Annotated in this window: 18 protein-coding genes; 7 read left to right on the plus strand and 11 right to left on the minus strand. The window is 42.0% G+C overall.

Annotation, left to right across the window (positions count from 1 at the left end):
* Positions 1-112: 112 nt before the first annotated feature.
* The 3 genes from AC1DU2_RS19235 to AC1DU2_RS19245 all read left to right on the plus strand — a co-directional run bounded on the left by AC1DU2_RS19235 (position 113) and on the right by AC1DU2_RS19245 (position 2,217).
* Positions 113-691: a DUF6580 family putative transport protein gene (locus tag AC1DU2_RS19235; protein ID WP_477386113.1), complete on the plus strand. Its 579-nt coding sequence runs from the start codon at positions 113-115 to the stop codon at positions 689-691.
* A 73-nt stretch (positions 692-764) separates the two neighbouring features.
* The gene (locus AC1DU2_RS19240) at positions 765-1,454 is read left to right on the plus strand and encodes an SIR2 family NAD-dependent protein deacylase (RefSeq protein ID WP_477386115.1); all 690 of its coding nucleotides are present in this window, start codon (positions 765-767) and stop codon (positions 1,452-1,454) included.
* Between the two features lie 46 nt (positions 1,455-1,500).
* Entirely contained in the window at positions 1,501-2,217 is a 717-nt protein-coding gene (locus tag AC1DU2_RS19245) for a Dph6-related ATP pyrophosphatase (protein WP_477386117.1), read from the plus strand.
* Between the two features lie 228 nt (positions 2,218-2,445).
* Here AC1DU2_RS19245 and AC1DU2_RS19250 read toward each other — a convergent pair whose 3' ends face one another.
* Together AC1DU2_RS19250 and AC1DU2_RS19255 are read right to left on the minus strand one after the other, a co-directional pair.
* Positions 2,446-2,694: a hypothetical protein gene (locus tag AC1DU2_RS19250; protein ID WP_477386119.1), complete on the minus strand. Its 249-nt coding sequence runs from the start codon at positions 2,692-2,694 to the stop codon at positions 2,446-2,448.
* A 3-nt stretch (positions 2,695-2,697) separates the two neighbouring features.
* Positions 2,698-3,399 (minus strand): DUF3291 domain-containing protein, encoded by a 702-nt coding sequence (locus AC1DU2_RS19255; RefSeq protein ID WP_477386121.1) that lies wholly within the window; start codon positions 3,397-3,399, stop codon positions 2,698-2,700.
* 489 nt (positions 3,400-3,888) lie between these two features.
* Here AC1DU2_RS19255 and AC1DU2_RS19260 point away from each other — a divergent pair, with 489 nt between their 5' ends.
* Positions 3,889-4,602, plus strand: a complete 714-nt coding sequence (locus tag AC1DU2_RS19260; RefSeq protein ID WP_477367979.1) for a ThuA domain-containing protein — start codon at positions 3,889-3,891, stop codon at positions 4,600-4,602.
* 79 nt (positions 4,603-4,681) lie between these two features.
* Here the strand turns inward: AC1DU2_RS19260 and AC1DU2_RS19265 are convergent, their stop codons facing one another.
* The 5 genes from AC1DU2_RS19265 to AC1DU2_RS19285 form a co-directional block, all read right to left on the minus strand.
* Complete coding sequence (locus AC1DU2_RS19265; protein ID WP_477386123.1) at positions 4,682-5,719, minus strand: DUF3667 domain-containing protein; 1,038 nt, start codon at positions 5,717-5,719, stop codon at positions 4,682-4,684.
* 53 nt (positions 5,720-5,772) lie between these two features.
* Positions 5,773-7,032: a nucleoside permease gene (locus AC1DU2_RS19270; RefSeq protein WP_477386125.1), complete on the minus strand. Its 1,260-nt coding sequence runs from the start codon at positions 7,030-7,032 to the stop codon at positions 5,773-5,775.
* A 236-nt stretch (positions 7,033-7,268) separates the two neighbouring features.
* Positions 7,269-7,874, minus strand: coding sequence for a bifunctional nuclease family protein (locus AC1DU2_RS19275; RefSeq protein ID WP_147059973.1), 606 nt, complete (start codon positions 7,872-7,874; stop codon positions 7,269-7,271).
* A gap of 24 nt (positions 7,875-7,898) precedes the next feature.
* Positions 7,899-8,876, minus strand: coding sequence for an electron transfer flavoprotein subunit alpha/FixB family protein (locus AC1DU2_RS19280; protein ID WP_477386127.1), 978 nt, complete (start codon positions 8,874-8,876; stop codon positions 7,899-7,901).
* Positions 8,877-8,912: 36 nt separating this feature from the next.
* Complete coding sequence (locus AC1DU2_RS19285) at positions 8,913-9,650, minus strand: electron transfer flavoprotein subunit beta/FixA family protein (protein ID WP_477367991.1); 738 nt, start codon at positions 9,648-9,650, stop codon at positions 8,913-8,915.
* 45 nt (positions 9,651-9,695) lie between these two features.
* Between AC1DU2_RS19285 and AC1DU2_RS19290 the strand changes: the two genes are divergently transcribed.
* Both AC1DU2_RS19290 and chrA read left to right on the plus strand, forming a co-directional pair.
* A complete protein-coding gene (locus AC1DU2_RS19290; protein ID WP_477367994.1) occupies positions 9,696-10,037 on the plus strand; it encodes a tetratricopeptide repeat protein in 342 nt (113 codons plus the stop codon).
* Positions 10,038-10,212: 175 nt separating this feature from the next.
* Complete coding sequence (gene chrA, locus AC1DU2_RS19295) at positions 10,213-11,412, plus strand: chromate efflux transporter (protein WP_477386129.1); 1,200 nt, start codon at positions 10,213-10,215, stop codon at positions 11,410-11,412.
* Between the two features lie 155 nt (positions 11,413-11,567).
* Here the strand turns inward: chrA and dnaB are convergent, their stop codons facing one another.
* Entirely contained in the window at positions 11,568-13,130 is a 1,563-nt protein-coding gene (dnaB, locus tag AC1DU2_RS19300; protein ID WP_147059983.1) for a replicative DNA helicase, read from the minus strand.
* A 306-nt stretch (positions 13,131-13,436) separates the two neighbouring features.
* On the opposite strand from dnaB, the gene rlmB reads away from it, so the two are divergent.
* Positions 13,437-14,204 carry a 23S rRNA (guanosine(2251)-2'-O)-methyltransferase RlmB gene (gene rlmB / locus AC1DU2_RS19305; protein WP_477368000.1) on the plus strand — a complete coding sequence of 256 codons (768 nt, stop codon included), beginning with the start codon at positions 13,437-13,439 and terminating at the stop codon, positions 14,202-14,204.
* A gap of 138 nt (positions 14,205-14,342) precedes the next feature.
* On the opposite strand, the gene AC1DU2_RS19310 is transcribed toward rlmB, so the two are convergent.
* From AC1DU2_RS19310 to AC1DU2_RS19320, 3 genes are all read right to left on the minus strand, one after another.
* Positions 14,343-14,726 (minus strand): DoxX family protein, encoded by a 384-nt coding sequence (locus AC1DU2_RS19310; RefSeq protein WP_477386131.1) that lies wholly within the window; start codon positions 14,724-14,726, stop codon positions 14,343-14,345.
* An 11-nt stretch (positions 14,727-14,737) separates the two neighbouring features.
* Positions 14,738-15,169 (minus strand): VOC family protein, encoded by a 432-nt coding sequence (locus AC1DU2_RS19315; RefSeq protein WP_274213482.1) that lies wholly within the window; start codon positions 15,167-15,169, stop codon positions 14,738-14,740.
* A gap of 120 nt (positions 15,170-15,289) precedes the next feature.
* Positions 15,290-16,030, minus strand: coding sequence for an NUDIX hydrolase (locus AC1DU2_RS19320; protein ID WP_477368007.1), 741 nt, complete (start codon positions 16,028-16,030; stop codon positions 15,290-15,292).
* Between the last annotated feature and the right edge of the window lie 52 nt (positions 16,031-16,082).

Here is a 16,082-nt window from a genome sequence, read left to right on the forward strand (position 1 = left end):
TAAGCCAAAAAAGAAAAATTCGACTTTGGACTTACGACTTAGTACTATTGACTTAGCACCAGCTATTTTTATTTGTACTTATAATGAGTAATTTTACATCATAAATAAAACCATGAATAAAAAAGATACCATAAGCCGTAACATTATCCTTGTTTTAATGATCATTGTTGCCGCCGCATTCAGATTATTAGCTTTTAGATATAAAGAGCTGAGCAACTTTAACCCGGTAGGGGCAATAGCTTTATTTGGCGGCGTTTACTTTGTTGATAAATGGAAGGGATATGTAATTGTATTGCTTACGCTTTTATGTACAGATGTAGTGATTAATTACCTTTATACCTCAAAGTTTTCAATAATGTACGATGGTATCATTGGTGTTTATATTAGCTATGCTATTATGGTGCTGGCCGGGACTTTAATAAAAAAGGTAAATTTTGTTAATGTATTATTAGCATCTATCGGCGTTGTGCTTATCCATTGGCTAATTACGGATATGCCCTGGTTTTATACCGAGCTGAAGCTTTACCCTAATACATTAGCAGGCTATGGCAAATCGCTGGTGGCAGCATTGCCATTCGAGAAGAATATGGTATATGGCAATCTGGTGTTTGGCTTACTACTATTTGGCGGCTTTGAGCTGGCTAAAACCAGGTACACTTTTTTACGCACACAAAAACAATTGGCACTTTAATTTAAATTGATAAAATTGAAAAGCGATCTGCCATTATGCAGGTCGCTTTTTTTATGAACTAAGATTTTACTTTATGAAAAAGTTGGTAGTATTAACGGGTGCAGGAATAAGCGCTGAGAGTGGTTTAAAGACCTTCAGAGACAGCGACGGCCTTTGGGAGGGGTACAATATAGAAGATGTGGCTACACCCGAAGCGTGGCGGCGTAACCCGGCCCTGGTACAGCAGTTTTATAATGAGCGACGTAAAAATGTGATGGATGCAAATCCTAATGCCGCACACTATGCCCTGGCCAAATTGGAAGAAAAATATGATGTAACTATTATTACCCAAAATATAGATGATCTGCATGAACGTGCAGGCTCAACCAAGGTGGTACACCTGCACGGCATCATCACCCGTTCGCAATCAAGTGTTAACCCTGAACTTACTTACCCTATTGATGGATGGGAGATTGGGATGGACGAGCTATGCGAACTTGGATCGCCGTTGCGCGCCCACGTTGTTTGGTTTGGCGAGGCTGTGCCCATGATTGAAACGGCAGCGAGGATTTGTAGCCGCGCGGAAATTTTTATGCTGATTGGCTCCTCATTGGCTGTATACCCGGCGGCCGGATTAATTGGCTATGTAAACCGCGATGTGCCCCGGTATGTTATCGACCCTAAAATACCCCATATCAATGTGCGCGGCCCGGTTATCAAGATCCAGGAAAAAGCAACAGTAGGAGTAGTGGCCCTGGTGGATGAATTGCTAAAAGAACAATAAAATACCGCATTCACTAAATCAATAATTCACTAAATCAATAATTAAAATGAAGAAGTGTATTTTTAACTGGAGCGGCGGTAAGGATAGCGCGTTGGCTTTGTACCATTGCCTGCAAAATCCTGACCTTGACATACGGTACCTGGTAACAACTATTAATGATGCTGCCGACAGGATTTCGATGCACGGCGTACGCACGGAACTATTGATAAAACAAGCCGAAAGTATTGGTATACCGTTATACCAGATCCGGTTACCCGAAATGCCCGGTATGAAGGAGTATGACGAGGTTATGCATTATCACCTGGCTCACTTCAAAAACGAGGGTATAACGCATTCTATTTTTGGCGATATTTTTTTGCAGGATTTAAAAGACTATCGTGATGCAAGGCTGAGCGAAGTTGGCCTTACCGGTATTTATCCTTTATGGAAACGTGACACCCACGAACTCATCAACGAATTTTTAAGCCTTGGATTTGGAACAGTGATAGCCTGCACCCAGGCACGCCTTGAGCGAATAGTAGGGAAGGAGATAAGCGCCGAACTGATTGATGCGTTGCCCGATGATGTAGATGTTTGCGGCGAGAACGGTGAGTTTCATACCTTCACTTTTAAGGGGCCAATTTTTTCAAAGCCCGTCAGCTATCAAACGGGGATTAAAATATTTAAGGAATACCAGGCCCCAAAAAATACCGACGATTCCTGCGTTACAAGCCCGGATCAAAAGCCAGCCGGTTTTTGGTATTGCGACCTTATTTTAGCTTAACCTCCCATTTATTTGGCTGATATTGTAACCGAATAAAATTAATTATAAAAATGTAAATTATTAATAGACAATAATTTATTGTTATTTAGTTAGATTTTTAGTTTAATAACCAGAGAGAGTTAGGTTGTTAATTACATGTATTTTGCTTGTTTTGCCAAATATAATTCTGCTTGTCAAGATTATATATTTTAAAATCCTGTAAATCAATTACTAATCCTGTAAATCCTGTTAGTAATTGTACCGATAGTACGCATCTTTAAAATCAGTACGCATCTCTATAAACCTGGCGCCTACCTTTGTTAAAAACTCCTCATCAAGCAATTCAAAAACACTGTTAACGCCATCTGTTAAATCCATTTCGGCGATTTTAAAACTTTGCTCCAGGGTACCCTGCTCTATCTTTACAATAAACTTTTGGTTCATGTTCATGATAGTAACTTTAAAATCGGGGTGCGGTAGTTCGGCAATAATTCTCATATTTTAATTTTTCAATAAGTCATTTAAAGGGTCTTTTCCATCCAGCGATCCAAAACTGGCCACCAGCCGGAAGCGGGCAAATAGCTCTTCGCTGTACCAGTTTTCGCTACGGGTAAGTTTTATTACCTCGGCGTGCTCCCGGCTTTTGTAGGCAAAGTTTTTTACATCATCGATGCTTTTCCATACAGAAAATGTTGCCTGCCGGTAAACGGGCGCTTCGCCAACACCAAACGATGTAACGTAACCTGGGGCCAATGTCATCAACCCGGCCACCTCATCTACATGGCTCCAAAAATTTTTAAGCCTGCTTATACGGATGGTGGCCCGTGTTAACACAGCAACCGGACCGGCGTAATTTGTAGCTTCGGGATTACCAAAGGGCTCTTTGCCATTCCACTTACCATGGCTTTGCAGCGGCTGGCATAGTACAGTATAGCCCTCATTACCAAATATTTTCCACCAGCCCGATACAAAAGACCGGTTATAAAACTGGTCAAAATCTTCCCGGCTTTCCCAGCAGGCCAATAAACCCCATTGCTGCCAGTCGGGTTGTAAATCAAAAGTCCCGTTTTTACCCGAGCCAAGCAGTTTGTAAAATGAACAACCTTTTTGCAGTATTAAGGGCAGCCGGTGGATAGCCATGGCCAATAATGCGAATGGTATAAACAGCTTGCGGTAACGTATTATGGTTAAGCTAACATACATGTACCTGCTAAATAAAAGATTTAATATGATATAGTTGGAATTTACATTCAGGAAGCAAAATTTTTACATAAAAGTGTCAGGGTAAACGCATCTGAATAATTAGCGGCGACAAGCTGTTATTGAATAATTGCTAAAACGATACTTACGTTTGTTGACTGATCCTGGCTAAAAAATCCAGGTCGCCTCGACATCCTGTTTTGGCTAACAGCAGGTACAAATATTGGGATGCACTCAAATTGCGCGATACATCAAATTAGTGTTAACCATGATTATTTTTAAGGTGTTAATTATCAAATACTTATGAATGGAATATCTAAAATGTGTTAAGTTATGTTAACCCACTTTAGGTGCTTTTTGCCCGGTAAAGGTGCCGCGACAGCTGCAGCAGACGATTTGCAGCTTTCAAAACTAAACCTTGCTACGTGAAACATTAATACTAAATTGCATTACGGAATGAAAATCCCAAACTAACCTTTTGAAATATAAATTATGAAAAAATTATTCATCATTTGCCTGCTAACAGGCTTGGCTATCATTGATGCAGCCGCCAAAACCAAAGTGCTGGTATTTTGCAAAACAGCCGGGTTTCATCACAATTCTATAGCGGTTGGCGTACCGGCTATTATGAAGCTGGGTGCCGAAAATGGCTTTGCTGTGGATAGCACCACCAACGCCGAAAAGTTTACTGCCGCCAACTTAAAGCAATATGCGGCTGTAATATTTTTAAGTACTACGGGTGATGTATTGAACGATGCGCAGCAAACAGCCTTTGAACAGTATATTAAAGCCGGAGGCGGCTTTGTTGGCGTACATGCTGCTACCGATACCGAATATGACTGGGCGTGGTATGGCAAGCTGGTTGGCGCTTATTTTAAAAGTCATCCTAAACAACAGGAAGCGGTGTTGCATGTGGTCGACCGCGATTTTATCGCCACCAAACACCTTCCCGAAGATTGGAAACGCTGGGACGAATGGTATAACTACAAATGGATAGCCGACGACCTGCATGTACTGATCAAGATAGACGAGAAAAGCTACACAGGCGGCGAAAACGGTGATAACCACCCTATGGCCTGGTACCACAGCTTTGATGGCGGCCGCGCCTTTTACACGGAGTTGGGGCATACCGATGAGTCATACGCCGATCCATTATACCTGAAGCATTTGCTGGGTGGTATACAGTATGCGATAGGGAAGAAGTAAAATCGTCTGAATCAGAATTTACAGAATTTAAGAATATTCAGAATTTGATTCTGATAAATCCTGTAAATTCTGATCCTGATTATAATGTTGTAACCGCGGTAATGGTAGCCAGGATGGTTAGACAAATGGCAAATACCAGGAAGTAACTCACCGATATCCCAATCATCTTTGTAATTGTCCTTAGCCTGCTTCTACCGTAAACAACACGCAGGGAGCGGTACATATACCAGAGGATAAAAAACAGGGCTGCTACATCCATTATAACAATAAGATCGATAAGCTTATGCGGGATAAGCAACTGTACCAACATAAGAAATGCCAGGAACAAGAATACGAAGCAGTGGAGATGGAACGAATAGATGAGGTACTCCACATAAAACTTTTTGTTTTTGGAGAACGCGATCTTAAGTATCAACGCAAATAGTGGCAGTAGTAAAAACATCATCTTAGGCACATTATGCTTAATGCCCTCATTAATCTCTTCATTTGCAGATTTACCCTCTTTTGCCCACTCAAATTGTTTCTTCTCTAAATACCTGCTTATCACACCGTCCCTTTTATCGGCCGGTAATTGTCGCTGGGTAGCAAGGTACTGTTCATAAGTTTTGATGGAATCCTTTTTATTAGCGGCCTTAATGTCCCGCTTAATACTATCGGCCTTAAAATCGACATTTTTTTTGATCGCCTTCTTTTGATCTGCGCTGAGGAAAATACTGTTATCAATCCCATTTTTAACGGATATTTTCATGTTATCCGCCGCTTCCTCTGATTTTGCCTTATCATTGCTTAGGGTCACGATATCTGCCGTATTGCTTTTAAACAACAGTACAAAATATACCAGGCTAATAAATATATACATTTTAACAGGATGCAGGTATTGCGTCCTGCGCCCGGCCAGGTACTCGGTTGTAAGCTTCCCTGGCTTAAAAAGCAGCGGCTGTAACGTATGAAAAAACTGATGATCGAAATGGAAATAATCGCTGATGGCATGATTCATCATATGGCCAAAGCTTTCCTTTACCTGAAGGTTCTCCTGCCCGCAGTTTGAGCAAAATTTACCCTGCAAAATTGCCCCGCAGTTAAGGCAGTCGTTTTCCTCGCGGTAGTGTTTTTTCATTGGTGAGGCAAATTACTTTTATCGGTGATAAGTTGACTTACTGAATTCTATAGCTAAGCATGTTTGATGGCATGCTCAAGCGCAGCATTATGCCTATAGCGAAATACAAACGGGAATATAATTGCAATAATTAATGCATAAGCAGCGAAAGTAAACCAGATACCCGACCAGTTTTTACTATGATCTGATAGTAAAAAAAATTTATCAATAATAATTCCACTCGCCATGCTCCCGAACAATGCACCAAAGCCGTTTACCATCATCATAAATAGTCCTTGTGCACTTCCCCTTATTTCAGCAGGCGTTTGAGTTTCAACAAACAAAGAGCCCGAGATGTTAAAAAAGTCGAACGCCATTCCATATACTATACATGACAATATGATCATCCACAATCCGTTAGCTGGATCTCCAATTGCAAACAGACCAAAGCGCAATACCCAAGCCAACATACTTATTAGCATCACGTTTTTGATGCCAAACTTTTTTAGGAAAAAAGGTATCGCCAAAATAAATAGCGTTTCTGATACTTGTGATACTGACATAATTATGGCAGGATATTTTACCGCTAATGTGTTTTTGTAAGCTGGTATACTTTTAAAATCGCCGATAAATACATCACCATACGCATTGGTTAATTGTAGTGCTGCTCCTAAAAGCATAGAAAATATGAAGAAAATCGCAAATCTTGGCGATTTAAATAAAGTAAATGCATTAAGTCCTAACGATTCTACAAGTGACTTTTTACCTGTCTTCTTGAATAATGGGGGGCAATTAGGAAGAGAAAAGGAATATAGCCCAAGCGCAAGAGCCACTGCAGACGCTATATAAAATTGATTTGGTGATGACTCATTATGAGTTAAGCTAACTGCCCATAACGCCGCAATAAAGCCAACAGTTCCTATAGTACGAATAGGCGGAAATTCTGTCACAACATCTCTTTGTTCGTTTTTTAAAGCCGTATATGCAATTGTAATCGACAACGATATTGTGGGCATGTAAAACATCATATTAAGTAACATCACCCAAAAGAAAATCGTTGGATCTTTTACAAGAGGTAGGGTAAACAAGACTATTGCTCCTAAAATGTGCAAAATACCGTATAACTTTTCTGCATTAATTACCCTATCAACTAATATTCCAGTAAAGGCTGGCATTAATATCGACGAGATTCCCATTGTAGAGAAAATAGCTGAAAACTGGGTTGCCGTTCCAAGTTTATTGTCAAACCAGTAATGTCCAATAGTAAGCAACCAAGCCCCCCACACAAAAAATTGCATAAAATTCATCAGTATTAAGCGGAACTTAATATTCATATGGTATGGGTTTTAATAATGATAATCAGTGTTAAATTAAAAACGGGAAAGTAGCGAAATAAACGCAAATCAAGAAGCTAAGGGATGCAGAATTTAGCAAAATGGCCCTAAATGCTATGCTTTGGTGCCGGGTTCACAAAAAGAGGGCTTTATTTGATAGGTATGAATAATAGAATCTGAGAATTTCGGTACAGCTTTATTAACTAAATCCGAAATCGAAATTCTCAAATCCGAAATCAGGAGGCTTTTCGTTTATTCAGTTCGTCGCGGATTTTGGCGGCCTTTTCATATGATTCTTCGGCAAGGGCCTCCTGCAATTTTGTTTTTAGCTCATCAACACTTAACGAAGCAAAGCCACTGCCTACTGTTGATGTGTTAACTGTTTTTTCTTCCTGCGTCTCGTTGATATTTTCAAGGTAAACAAAGTCGTTGCCTTCAATTACTATTCCGGCTGTCGACAGGATGAATTCGTAGGTGAAAATTGGACAATCAAACCTAACCGCTATAGCTATAGCATCAGATGTACGGGCATCAATTTCAACCGAGCGTTTACCATCGCTGCAAATTAACTTGGAATAAAAAATACCATCAACCAGGTTGTATATGATAATCTCCTGCACCTCTATCTGGTAGGCCTCCGCAAAACTTTTAAAAAGATCATGCGTAAGCGGGCGGCTTGGCGTCATTTTTTCTATTTCAATCGCAATAGCCTGTGCCTCAAAACTACCTATAATAATAGGCAGCCTGCGCCTGCCGCTAACTTCGCCTAAAACTAAAGCATAAGCGCCGGATTGTGTTTGGCTGTATGACAAGCCTACAATATCCAGCTTAATTTTTTTCATGTTATTACCCATCGCACCTAATATTTATGCTGAAGCTTTATATTCTTTTACTGCCGCTATTAATTGGGGCACCACTTCAAAGGCATCGCCAACTATTCCGTAATCTGCCACTTTAAAAAACGGCGCCTCGGGATCCTTATTGATAACCACTATTACCTTTGAAGAACTGATACCTGCCAGGTGCTGAATAGCACCTGAAATTCCTATCGCAATATACAAATTTGGACTGACAGCTATACCAGTTTGTCCAACATGTTCGCTATGTGGCCGCCATCCTGCGTCAGATACCGGTTTTGAGCAGGCTGTAGCAGCGCCAAGTAAATTAGCTAGTTCCTCTATCATACCCCAGTTTTCGGGGCCTTTTAACCCACGTCCGGCGGATACAACTATTTCGGCATCAGGCAACGAAACTTTATCAGTAGCGCGAACAATCTCTTTTATTATCGCCTTAAAATCCGATTCTTTGGTTGTTGCTGCAAAATCTTCTACCTGCGCGGTGCCACCGGTTTCTACAACTTTATAGGAGTTTGGAATAAGGGCGATAACTTTATTTGCCGATGTTAACTCAACTACCGCGAAGGCCTTGCCCGAAAAGGCTGTTTTTTTAACCCTGAATTTGCCATCATTTTGCTCCGGAAGGGCAACGGCACCATCGGCAACACCGGCTTCCAGCTTAACGCCCAAACGCGGTGCCAAACCACGGCCCGAAAAGGTGTTTGATAGTACTACAACATCAGCACCCTCTTTTTTTGCAGCTTCGGCTATGATAGAAGCATAGGCCTGGTTTATGAAGTTTTTTAGCTTATCGCCCGATACATTAAGCACTTTTTTTGCACCGTACTTGCCCAGGGAAGCTAATCCGGCTGCATCTACGTCGCCGATAGAGATGGCTACCAGGTCGGTATTATTTTGATCGGCAATGGCCTTGGCATAGCTTACAGCTTCAAAAACTGATTTTTTGAATGTGCCGCCGGCATTTTCCGCATATATTAAAACTGACATATATAATGAGTTTCGTAAAAAACGATTTGAATTAAATTAGATAACGCGAGCTTCGGCATGTAAAAGATTAACCAATTTGGCCACGTCATCTGCGGCTACCAAAGTAACCTGTCCGCGCGGGGCCGGTGTTTCATAACTGATGATTTCCGAAAATGTTTTTACGTCAACAGGTTCCACCACAACTAAAGGTTTGGTACGTGCCGACATGATACCACGCATATTCGGGATCTTCGGCTCGGCAACACCTTCGGCAGTGCCGGCAACAAAAGGGAACGGAATGGTTAAAATCTCTTTGCCGCCTTCTATCTCCCGTTCAACCGTCGCCTCATTATCCGCTGCATCCAGCTTTTTAATGATAGATACCGAGGGAATATCCAAAAGCTCGCCCAGCATGCCTGCAACTTTTGATCCGTTATAATCAATAGACTCACGACCAGTCAGAATGAGGTCGAAAGCGTTAGCTTTCGCATATTGGGCAACCTGGTAAGCTACATACCATGCATCATGTGGCTTAGCGTTAATCCGTACCGCATCGGTGGCCCCAATGGCCAGCGCTTTGCGAACTGTGGCCTCGGTATTTACTTCGCCAACATTGATAACTGTTACTGTACCTTTTCCGCCGTCGGTTAATTCGATAGCCCGTGAAAGTGCTATCTCGTCGTAAGGATTTAATATAAATTGAACACCGTTGGTATTAAATTGGGTGTTGTTATCAGTAAAAGTTATTTTTGTGGTGGTATCGGGAACATTACTTATACATACCAAAATCTTCATAACAATAGGTTTTGGCAAATTTAACTAAAAAACATAGAGTTTAAAATGGAGTTGAGCAGATTAGATAAGCTACTGGAATTTATTAAAAATGAACCTAACGACGAGTTTTTAAAATACGCGCTCGCTACCGAATATCTTCGTCTTAATCAAGTAGATAAGTCGCTTGAATATTATGAAGACCTGGTAAATAACCACCCCAATTATACCGGTACCTATTACCACTTAGGTAAGCTTTATGAGGCGCTAAACCGCAAAGATGACGCTATTGCCATCTATGAAAACGGCATGAAAATCACAAAAGCCAAGCGCGATAACCACGCATTTTCGGAATTGCAGGCCGTTTACCGGCAGGCAATGGGAATTGAGGAAGATGATGACGATTATTAGTTCATTGGTTCACTTTGTTCGTTCACTGGTTCATTGGTCTTTTCCATCGGATGTGCTATTTTTCAGTTCGCGGTTAATGCAACAGCAACGAAGTAAGGCGGCCCCAACAATGGGTGCCATAAACCATCAGATAAGTAATAAAGCGATACCAATGAACCAGTGAACCAATGAACTAATGAACAAAAGAAGCTTACTATTTCTTCGCGATGTTTTGATGTACACCTTTACGGCCTTTGGCGGTCCGCAGGCGCATATAGCAGTTTTGCTGCGCGAGTTTGTGCAGAAGCGGCGCTACGTTACCGAAGAGGAATTGATGGAACTGAACGCCTTATCGCAGGTGTTGCCCGGTCCTTCATCAACTCAAACACTGGTAGGTATAGCCTGGAAAGTTGGCGGCTTACAATTAGCGCTGATCACTTTTTTTATCTGGATTTTGCCTTCGGCTGCTATAATGGGGATCGCTGCCATCAGCTATAAAATGTTTGCCAATCAGGCTAAGTTTAATCATGTGGTAAGTTATGTACAGCCGGTAGCTGTGGGTATTGTTGCCTACGCAACCTTCAGTTTTGCCCACAAGTTTTTGAAAACCAAGGTAAGCACCATGCTGGCTATTGGATCATTAATAGCTACGCTGATATTACAAAATGCCTACGCTTTTCCATTGTTGATTTTGTTAGGAGGCATCCTGTCATCGGCGATGGAGACGCAGCCACAGGAAAACGAACTGAGGGTAAAACTTTACTCCAATGTAAACCCCAACAAGGTAGCTTACTTTATAGGCATCTTGTTGTTTTTTGCAGCCCTTGGTGCCGTTATTAACCAAACATCGCCCTTCAGTTTGCCTATTCGCCTGTTCGAAAACTTTTACCGTAACGGCATCCTCACATTTGGCGGCGGGCAGGTAATGGTACCCTTGCTTTATACCGAATTTGTTGAAGTGAAACATTACCTCAGTAGTTCGGAGTTTCTTTCAGGCTATGCTTTGCAACAGGCATTGCCCGGGCCTACGTTTTCTTTCACTTCTTTTTTGGGAGGAATAACTTTAGGTAATAAGGGATATGGTATTGGCGGGCAAATAGTTGGCAGCCTGGTAGCGGTAATAGGCGTAAACACTCCGGGGCTAATTCTGATACTCTTTATCGTTCCATTTTGGGAGGACCTTAAAAAAATAACGCGCATCAAAAACTCGTTAAGCGGCATAAACGCTGTGGCAGTAGGCTTTATGGCAACAGCTTTTATCCTGTTGGTACGCCCCTTCGGCGGTAACTGGGTGGCTTATTTGTTAATGGCTTGTACTTTTTTATTATTAAAGTTTACAAAAATTAAAGCGCCACTAATAATCATTATGGGGGTGGTTTTAGGGTTAATAGTTTAAACCTTTGTGGTAGGGCAGCTGAAAGCTGCAACCAGTGTTCACCACGAGCTGAAAGCTCGCAGCAGCGATATAAATAATAATAAAGCCTCAATTTTTAAAATTGAGGCTTTATTATTTAACAAACATCTGCACATCTGAAATCTATAATCTGCACATCAGAACGGCGGCTCATCATCAATATCATCCATCCTTGATGGGCGGATAATAAAATTACTTTGCTTTTCAAAATCCTGCGATGGTGCCAACCCGCTAAATGCGTTACCGGCAGCAGGAGGGAAGCTGTCCATGCCTTCTTCAAGGTTGGCAAATTTTACATATTTACCAACAAATTTAAGCCTTACGGTACCTGTTTCACCGTTACGGTGTTTAGCGATAATAACCTCACCCACGCCCTGGGTTGGGTTGCCATCTTCGTCTTCGGTTAAGCCATAATATTCGGGGCGATAAAGGAACAAAACCATATCCGCATCCTGCTCGATAGAGCCCGACTCACGTAAATCCGATAGCATTGGCCTTTTAGCATTACCCGGCCTGGTTTCTACAGCGCGGCTTAATTGCGATAGTGCGATAACCGGCACGTTTAATTCTTTGGCTACTGATTTAAGGGCACGCGATATACTACCAATTTCCTGCTCACGGTTACCACCACCTTTACCATCTGATGATTTACCATGCATCAACTGCAGGTAATCGATGATGATTAATTGGATATCATGCTGCGATTTTAAACGGCGGCATTTTGCCCTGAATTCAAATATATTTAATGCCGGGGTATCATCAATAATGAAGGTCGCTTTCTCCAGGCGGCCAATTTTTGAGTGGATCTGTTGCCATTCCCACTCTTCTAACGTTCCTTTACGGATCTTCTCCTGCTCAATTTCGGCCTCACCCGCAATTAAACGATTCACCAACTGGACTGACGACATCTCGAGCGAGAACACTACAACCGGTTTGTCAAAATCAACCGCGGCGTTACGGGCACAGCTTAACACAAAGGCTGTTTTACCCATCGCGGGGCGGGCAGCTATAATTACGAGGTCGGATTTTTGCCAGCCCGAAGTCATACGATCAAGCCCGGTAAACCCGGATGCCACACCGGTTAAGCCATCTTTTTTATCTTTCAGCGATTCGATATCACGCAAAGCCTCCTGTACCAGGTCGTCCATTTTACGGGCGTCACGGCGTAAATTGCTTTGGGCTATCTCAAACAGGTTTTTCTCCGCTTTATCTAACAGGTCAAGAACATCGCTGGTATCTTCATAGGCGCTGTTGATTGTTTCTGTAGAGATACGAATCAGCTCGCGCTGGATATATTTTTGAATAATAATACGCGAGTGAAACTCAATATTGGCGGCAGACGCTACGCGGCTGGTTAATTCGGTAATATAGTACGCCCCACCAATCATTTCCAAATCGCCTTGTTTGCGTAACTGGGCGGTAACGGTAAGGATATCTATCGGTTGGGATTTTTCGAAAAGTTCTTTTATCGCCGAAAATATTTTCTGGTGATTGTCTCGATAAAAAACCTCGGATTTTAGTACGTCGATAACTGATGACAGTGCATCTTTTTCCAGCATCAGCGCACCTAAAACGGCTTCCTCCAGGTCTGTAGCTTGTGGGGGTAACTTGCCCATTCCGGTATATGGAGTTGGGTTGGTAATGCGGCTACGGCGTTCGTTTGTATTAGGCTTGTACTGATTCTCGTTCTCAAAACTCATAAGGCAACAAAAATATACAAAAATTAGTTTACCTATGCTACTATTCCATCCACATAGTGTATTGACGTTTTAAAGCAATCATTCTCAATTTAATAATTTATAGTGTTGAATGCTTTTAATATTAACACACAATTGTTAGTAAGATGTTAGTTGTGATATTAAAGAGTTCATTGATAGCCACTTAAAACGGTGTTAATAAAGTTTGAAAATGTTAGTTGTAATGGTGTGAACCAAAATGTCAATTGAGTTCAATAACCGCTTAATCAATTAATATAGCTATTTTTGCCAAAATTATCCATACCAAAAATGACATTTAATTCAAGACCTCAGCGCGAAAGTAACCAGATGGTATTTGGCATCAGGGCTATCATGGAAGCGATCACTTCGGGCAAAGAGATTGAGGCATTATACATACAACGTGGTGCGGCCGGCGGCTTATCGCATGAGTTGAAAGCCCTGCTTACCGAATATAATATTACAGCACAGCAAGTGCCTATTGAAAAACTGAACAGGCTTACCGCCAAGAACCACCAGGGCGCCGTTGCTTTTATTTCGCCAATTGTTTATCAAAAAATAGAGAATATTATCCCCGATGTTTTTGAAAAAGGCGAGGTACCGCTGATATTGGTACTAGATTCTATTACCGATGTGCGCAACATGGGGGCGATTGCACGTACCGCCGAATGTGCAGGCGTGCATGCCATAGTTATCCCGGCGAAAGGATCGGCTCAGATTAACCCGGATGCTATCAAAACCTCAGCCGGCGCGTTATATAAGATACCGGTTTGCCGCCATGATAACTTTATGCAAACCGTTAGGTTTTTGCAGGAATCGGGCCTGCAGCTGGTTTGCTGCACCGAAAAAACTAAAGAAGATATTTACGTACCCGACTATACTGCCCCAACGGCCATTATCATGGGATCGGAAGAAGACGGTATACGCAACGAGATCATCCGCATAGCGGATCACCTGGCCAAAATCCCGATGTTTGGAGAGATCGAATCGCTTAACGTATCGGTATCAACCGGGGTTATTTTGTATGAAGCGATAAGGCAACGCGGACTGACTAATTAATGATTGAACAGGTGTGTGGTTTCCTGCGATTTTAACGAATCAATTCAATCAGCCAGGCAATTACCCGTTAGCTATAGTTTTACCGATTTGCCATGCACGTCAATTATCGGCCGGTATTTTATATCGAAAATCTGTGCTTTAGTGTTTTTGATTTAATTGATTGTATTTTTTCCCAAAATAGTAGGTAACAAACAAGAACGCAAGCATAACGATGGGTGGGATAAATTCACTGGCCGCATCGCCTGCAAATGCCCTTGAGGCAATTGCCCCAAAAAAGGTGAAGGAAAAGCCAGCATAGGCCCATTCTTTAACCACCTTGTATTTGTTTTGCAATATGGCTATTACACCAAGAAGTTTGGCAGTGCCCATTATCACCATAAAATAAACAGGATAGCCCAGGTGTTTCAATACATCGATGCCTGCCTGTTGCCTGGTAACTCCACCAAAGCCATCCCCGGCCATAACTAAAGCCAGCAATACTGTCAGCACCCAGTAGGTGATGTTAATTGTTTTTGCGCTCATAACAATGAAGATTATTGTGGGCGGTTAGGTGAGTAGCTTACCATCCATGATATGCCAAATTTATCGGTAAACCAACCAAACAGGTCGCCCCATTCGGCCATGGCAAGCGGCACCATAACCTGGCCGCCTGCAGATAGTGCTGCAAATATGGTTTCGGCTTCCTCCTTACTATCAGCATTGATAGAGACATGATAATTATTACCTTGTTTGTAGCCCATGCCCATTTCACCAATGCTATCGGTAGCCATCAGGATGTTTTTGCCTATGGGCAGGGCAATATGCATCAGTTTGTCTTTGTCCGCTTCGGCTACATTCTCAGATCCTCCTGGCGAATCTTTAAAACGTATCACGGCCAAAAACTCGCCGCCAAATACCGATTTGTAAAAATTAAATGCTTCTTCGGTTGTACCAGGTAGGTTTAAATAAGGATTAATTGTTGCCATCTTAGTCGAGGTTTTTAATTGATAAAATTTTCTTAATGGTTTATACGTAAATCTACACTGATTAAACCTAAACCCAAAGGGCAGAATCCGACATTTAGAGGGGATAATTAAGACAATAGCTTACTTATCAGAAATAAACCGGTAAACATACGGGGCTTTGTGTGCGCCGCCGGTAAATTTCTTGGCTATTCGCTCCAATATCCCCAGGCTTAGCATCTTACGCTGAAAGGCTGCACGGATGAGTTTCTTGTTTAATACCGTTTCGTACAGGCTTTGCAAATCGCCCATGGTGAAATCTTCGGTGAGCAGGTTAAAGCCTATCAGTTTCTGATCTAAGTTTACGCGCAGGGTTTCCAAAGCTTTTTTTATGATTAACTGGTGATCCTGCATCAGCACAGGTAAATCATCGAGGCCATACCAGCAGCAACTATCTGAAATGCTATCCGGAGTGGGGATGGCTTTTGTAAAATCGACCAGCGCGTAATAGCCAATAGATACAAAACGTTTTAACAGCCAATGGTCGGCCGGTGGCGTAGTCCCTCTTACCGACATGATTTTTTTCAGCGGCTCCGGGTCGTGCCTGCTTCTGTCGCCAAAAACATAAAACTGGTCAAGAAAGATGTTTTTTAGCCCTGTACGATCAAATAATACGCGTCGGGCAGCTTCGTTAACATCTTCGTAATCATGAATAAAACCGCCGGGCAGGGCATATAAGCTGGTGTTTTTATAGGCAAGCAGCAAGACTTTAAGCTGTTTGTCATGAAAGCCAAAAATCACCGCATCAATAGCCAGGCCAGGTAAATAACCTTCGCCTTGTGCATCAGCTTCCTGTTTTTTGAACTCGTTATTGTTTAAAGGCATATATATTATAGCAATTAACAAAAAAATTTGTTAGCGGCGTAAAAATAAATTA

It is taken from the genome of Mucilaginibacter sp. P4_C11, assembly GCF_056402115.1.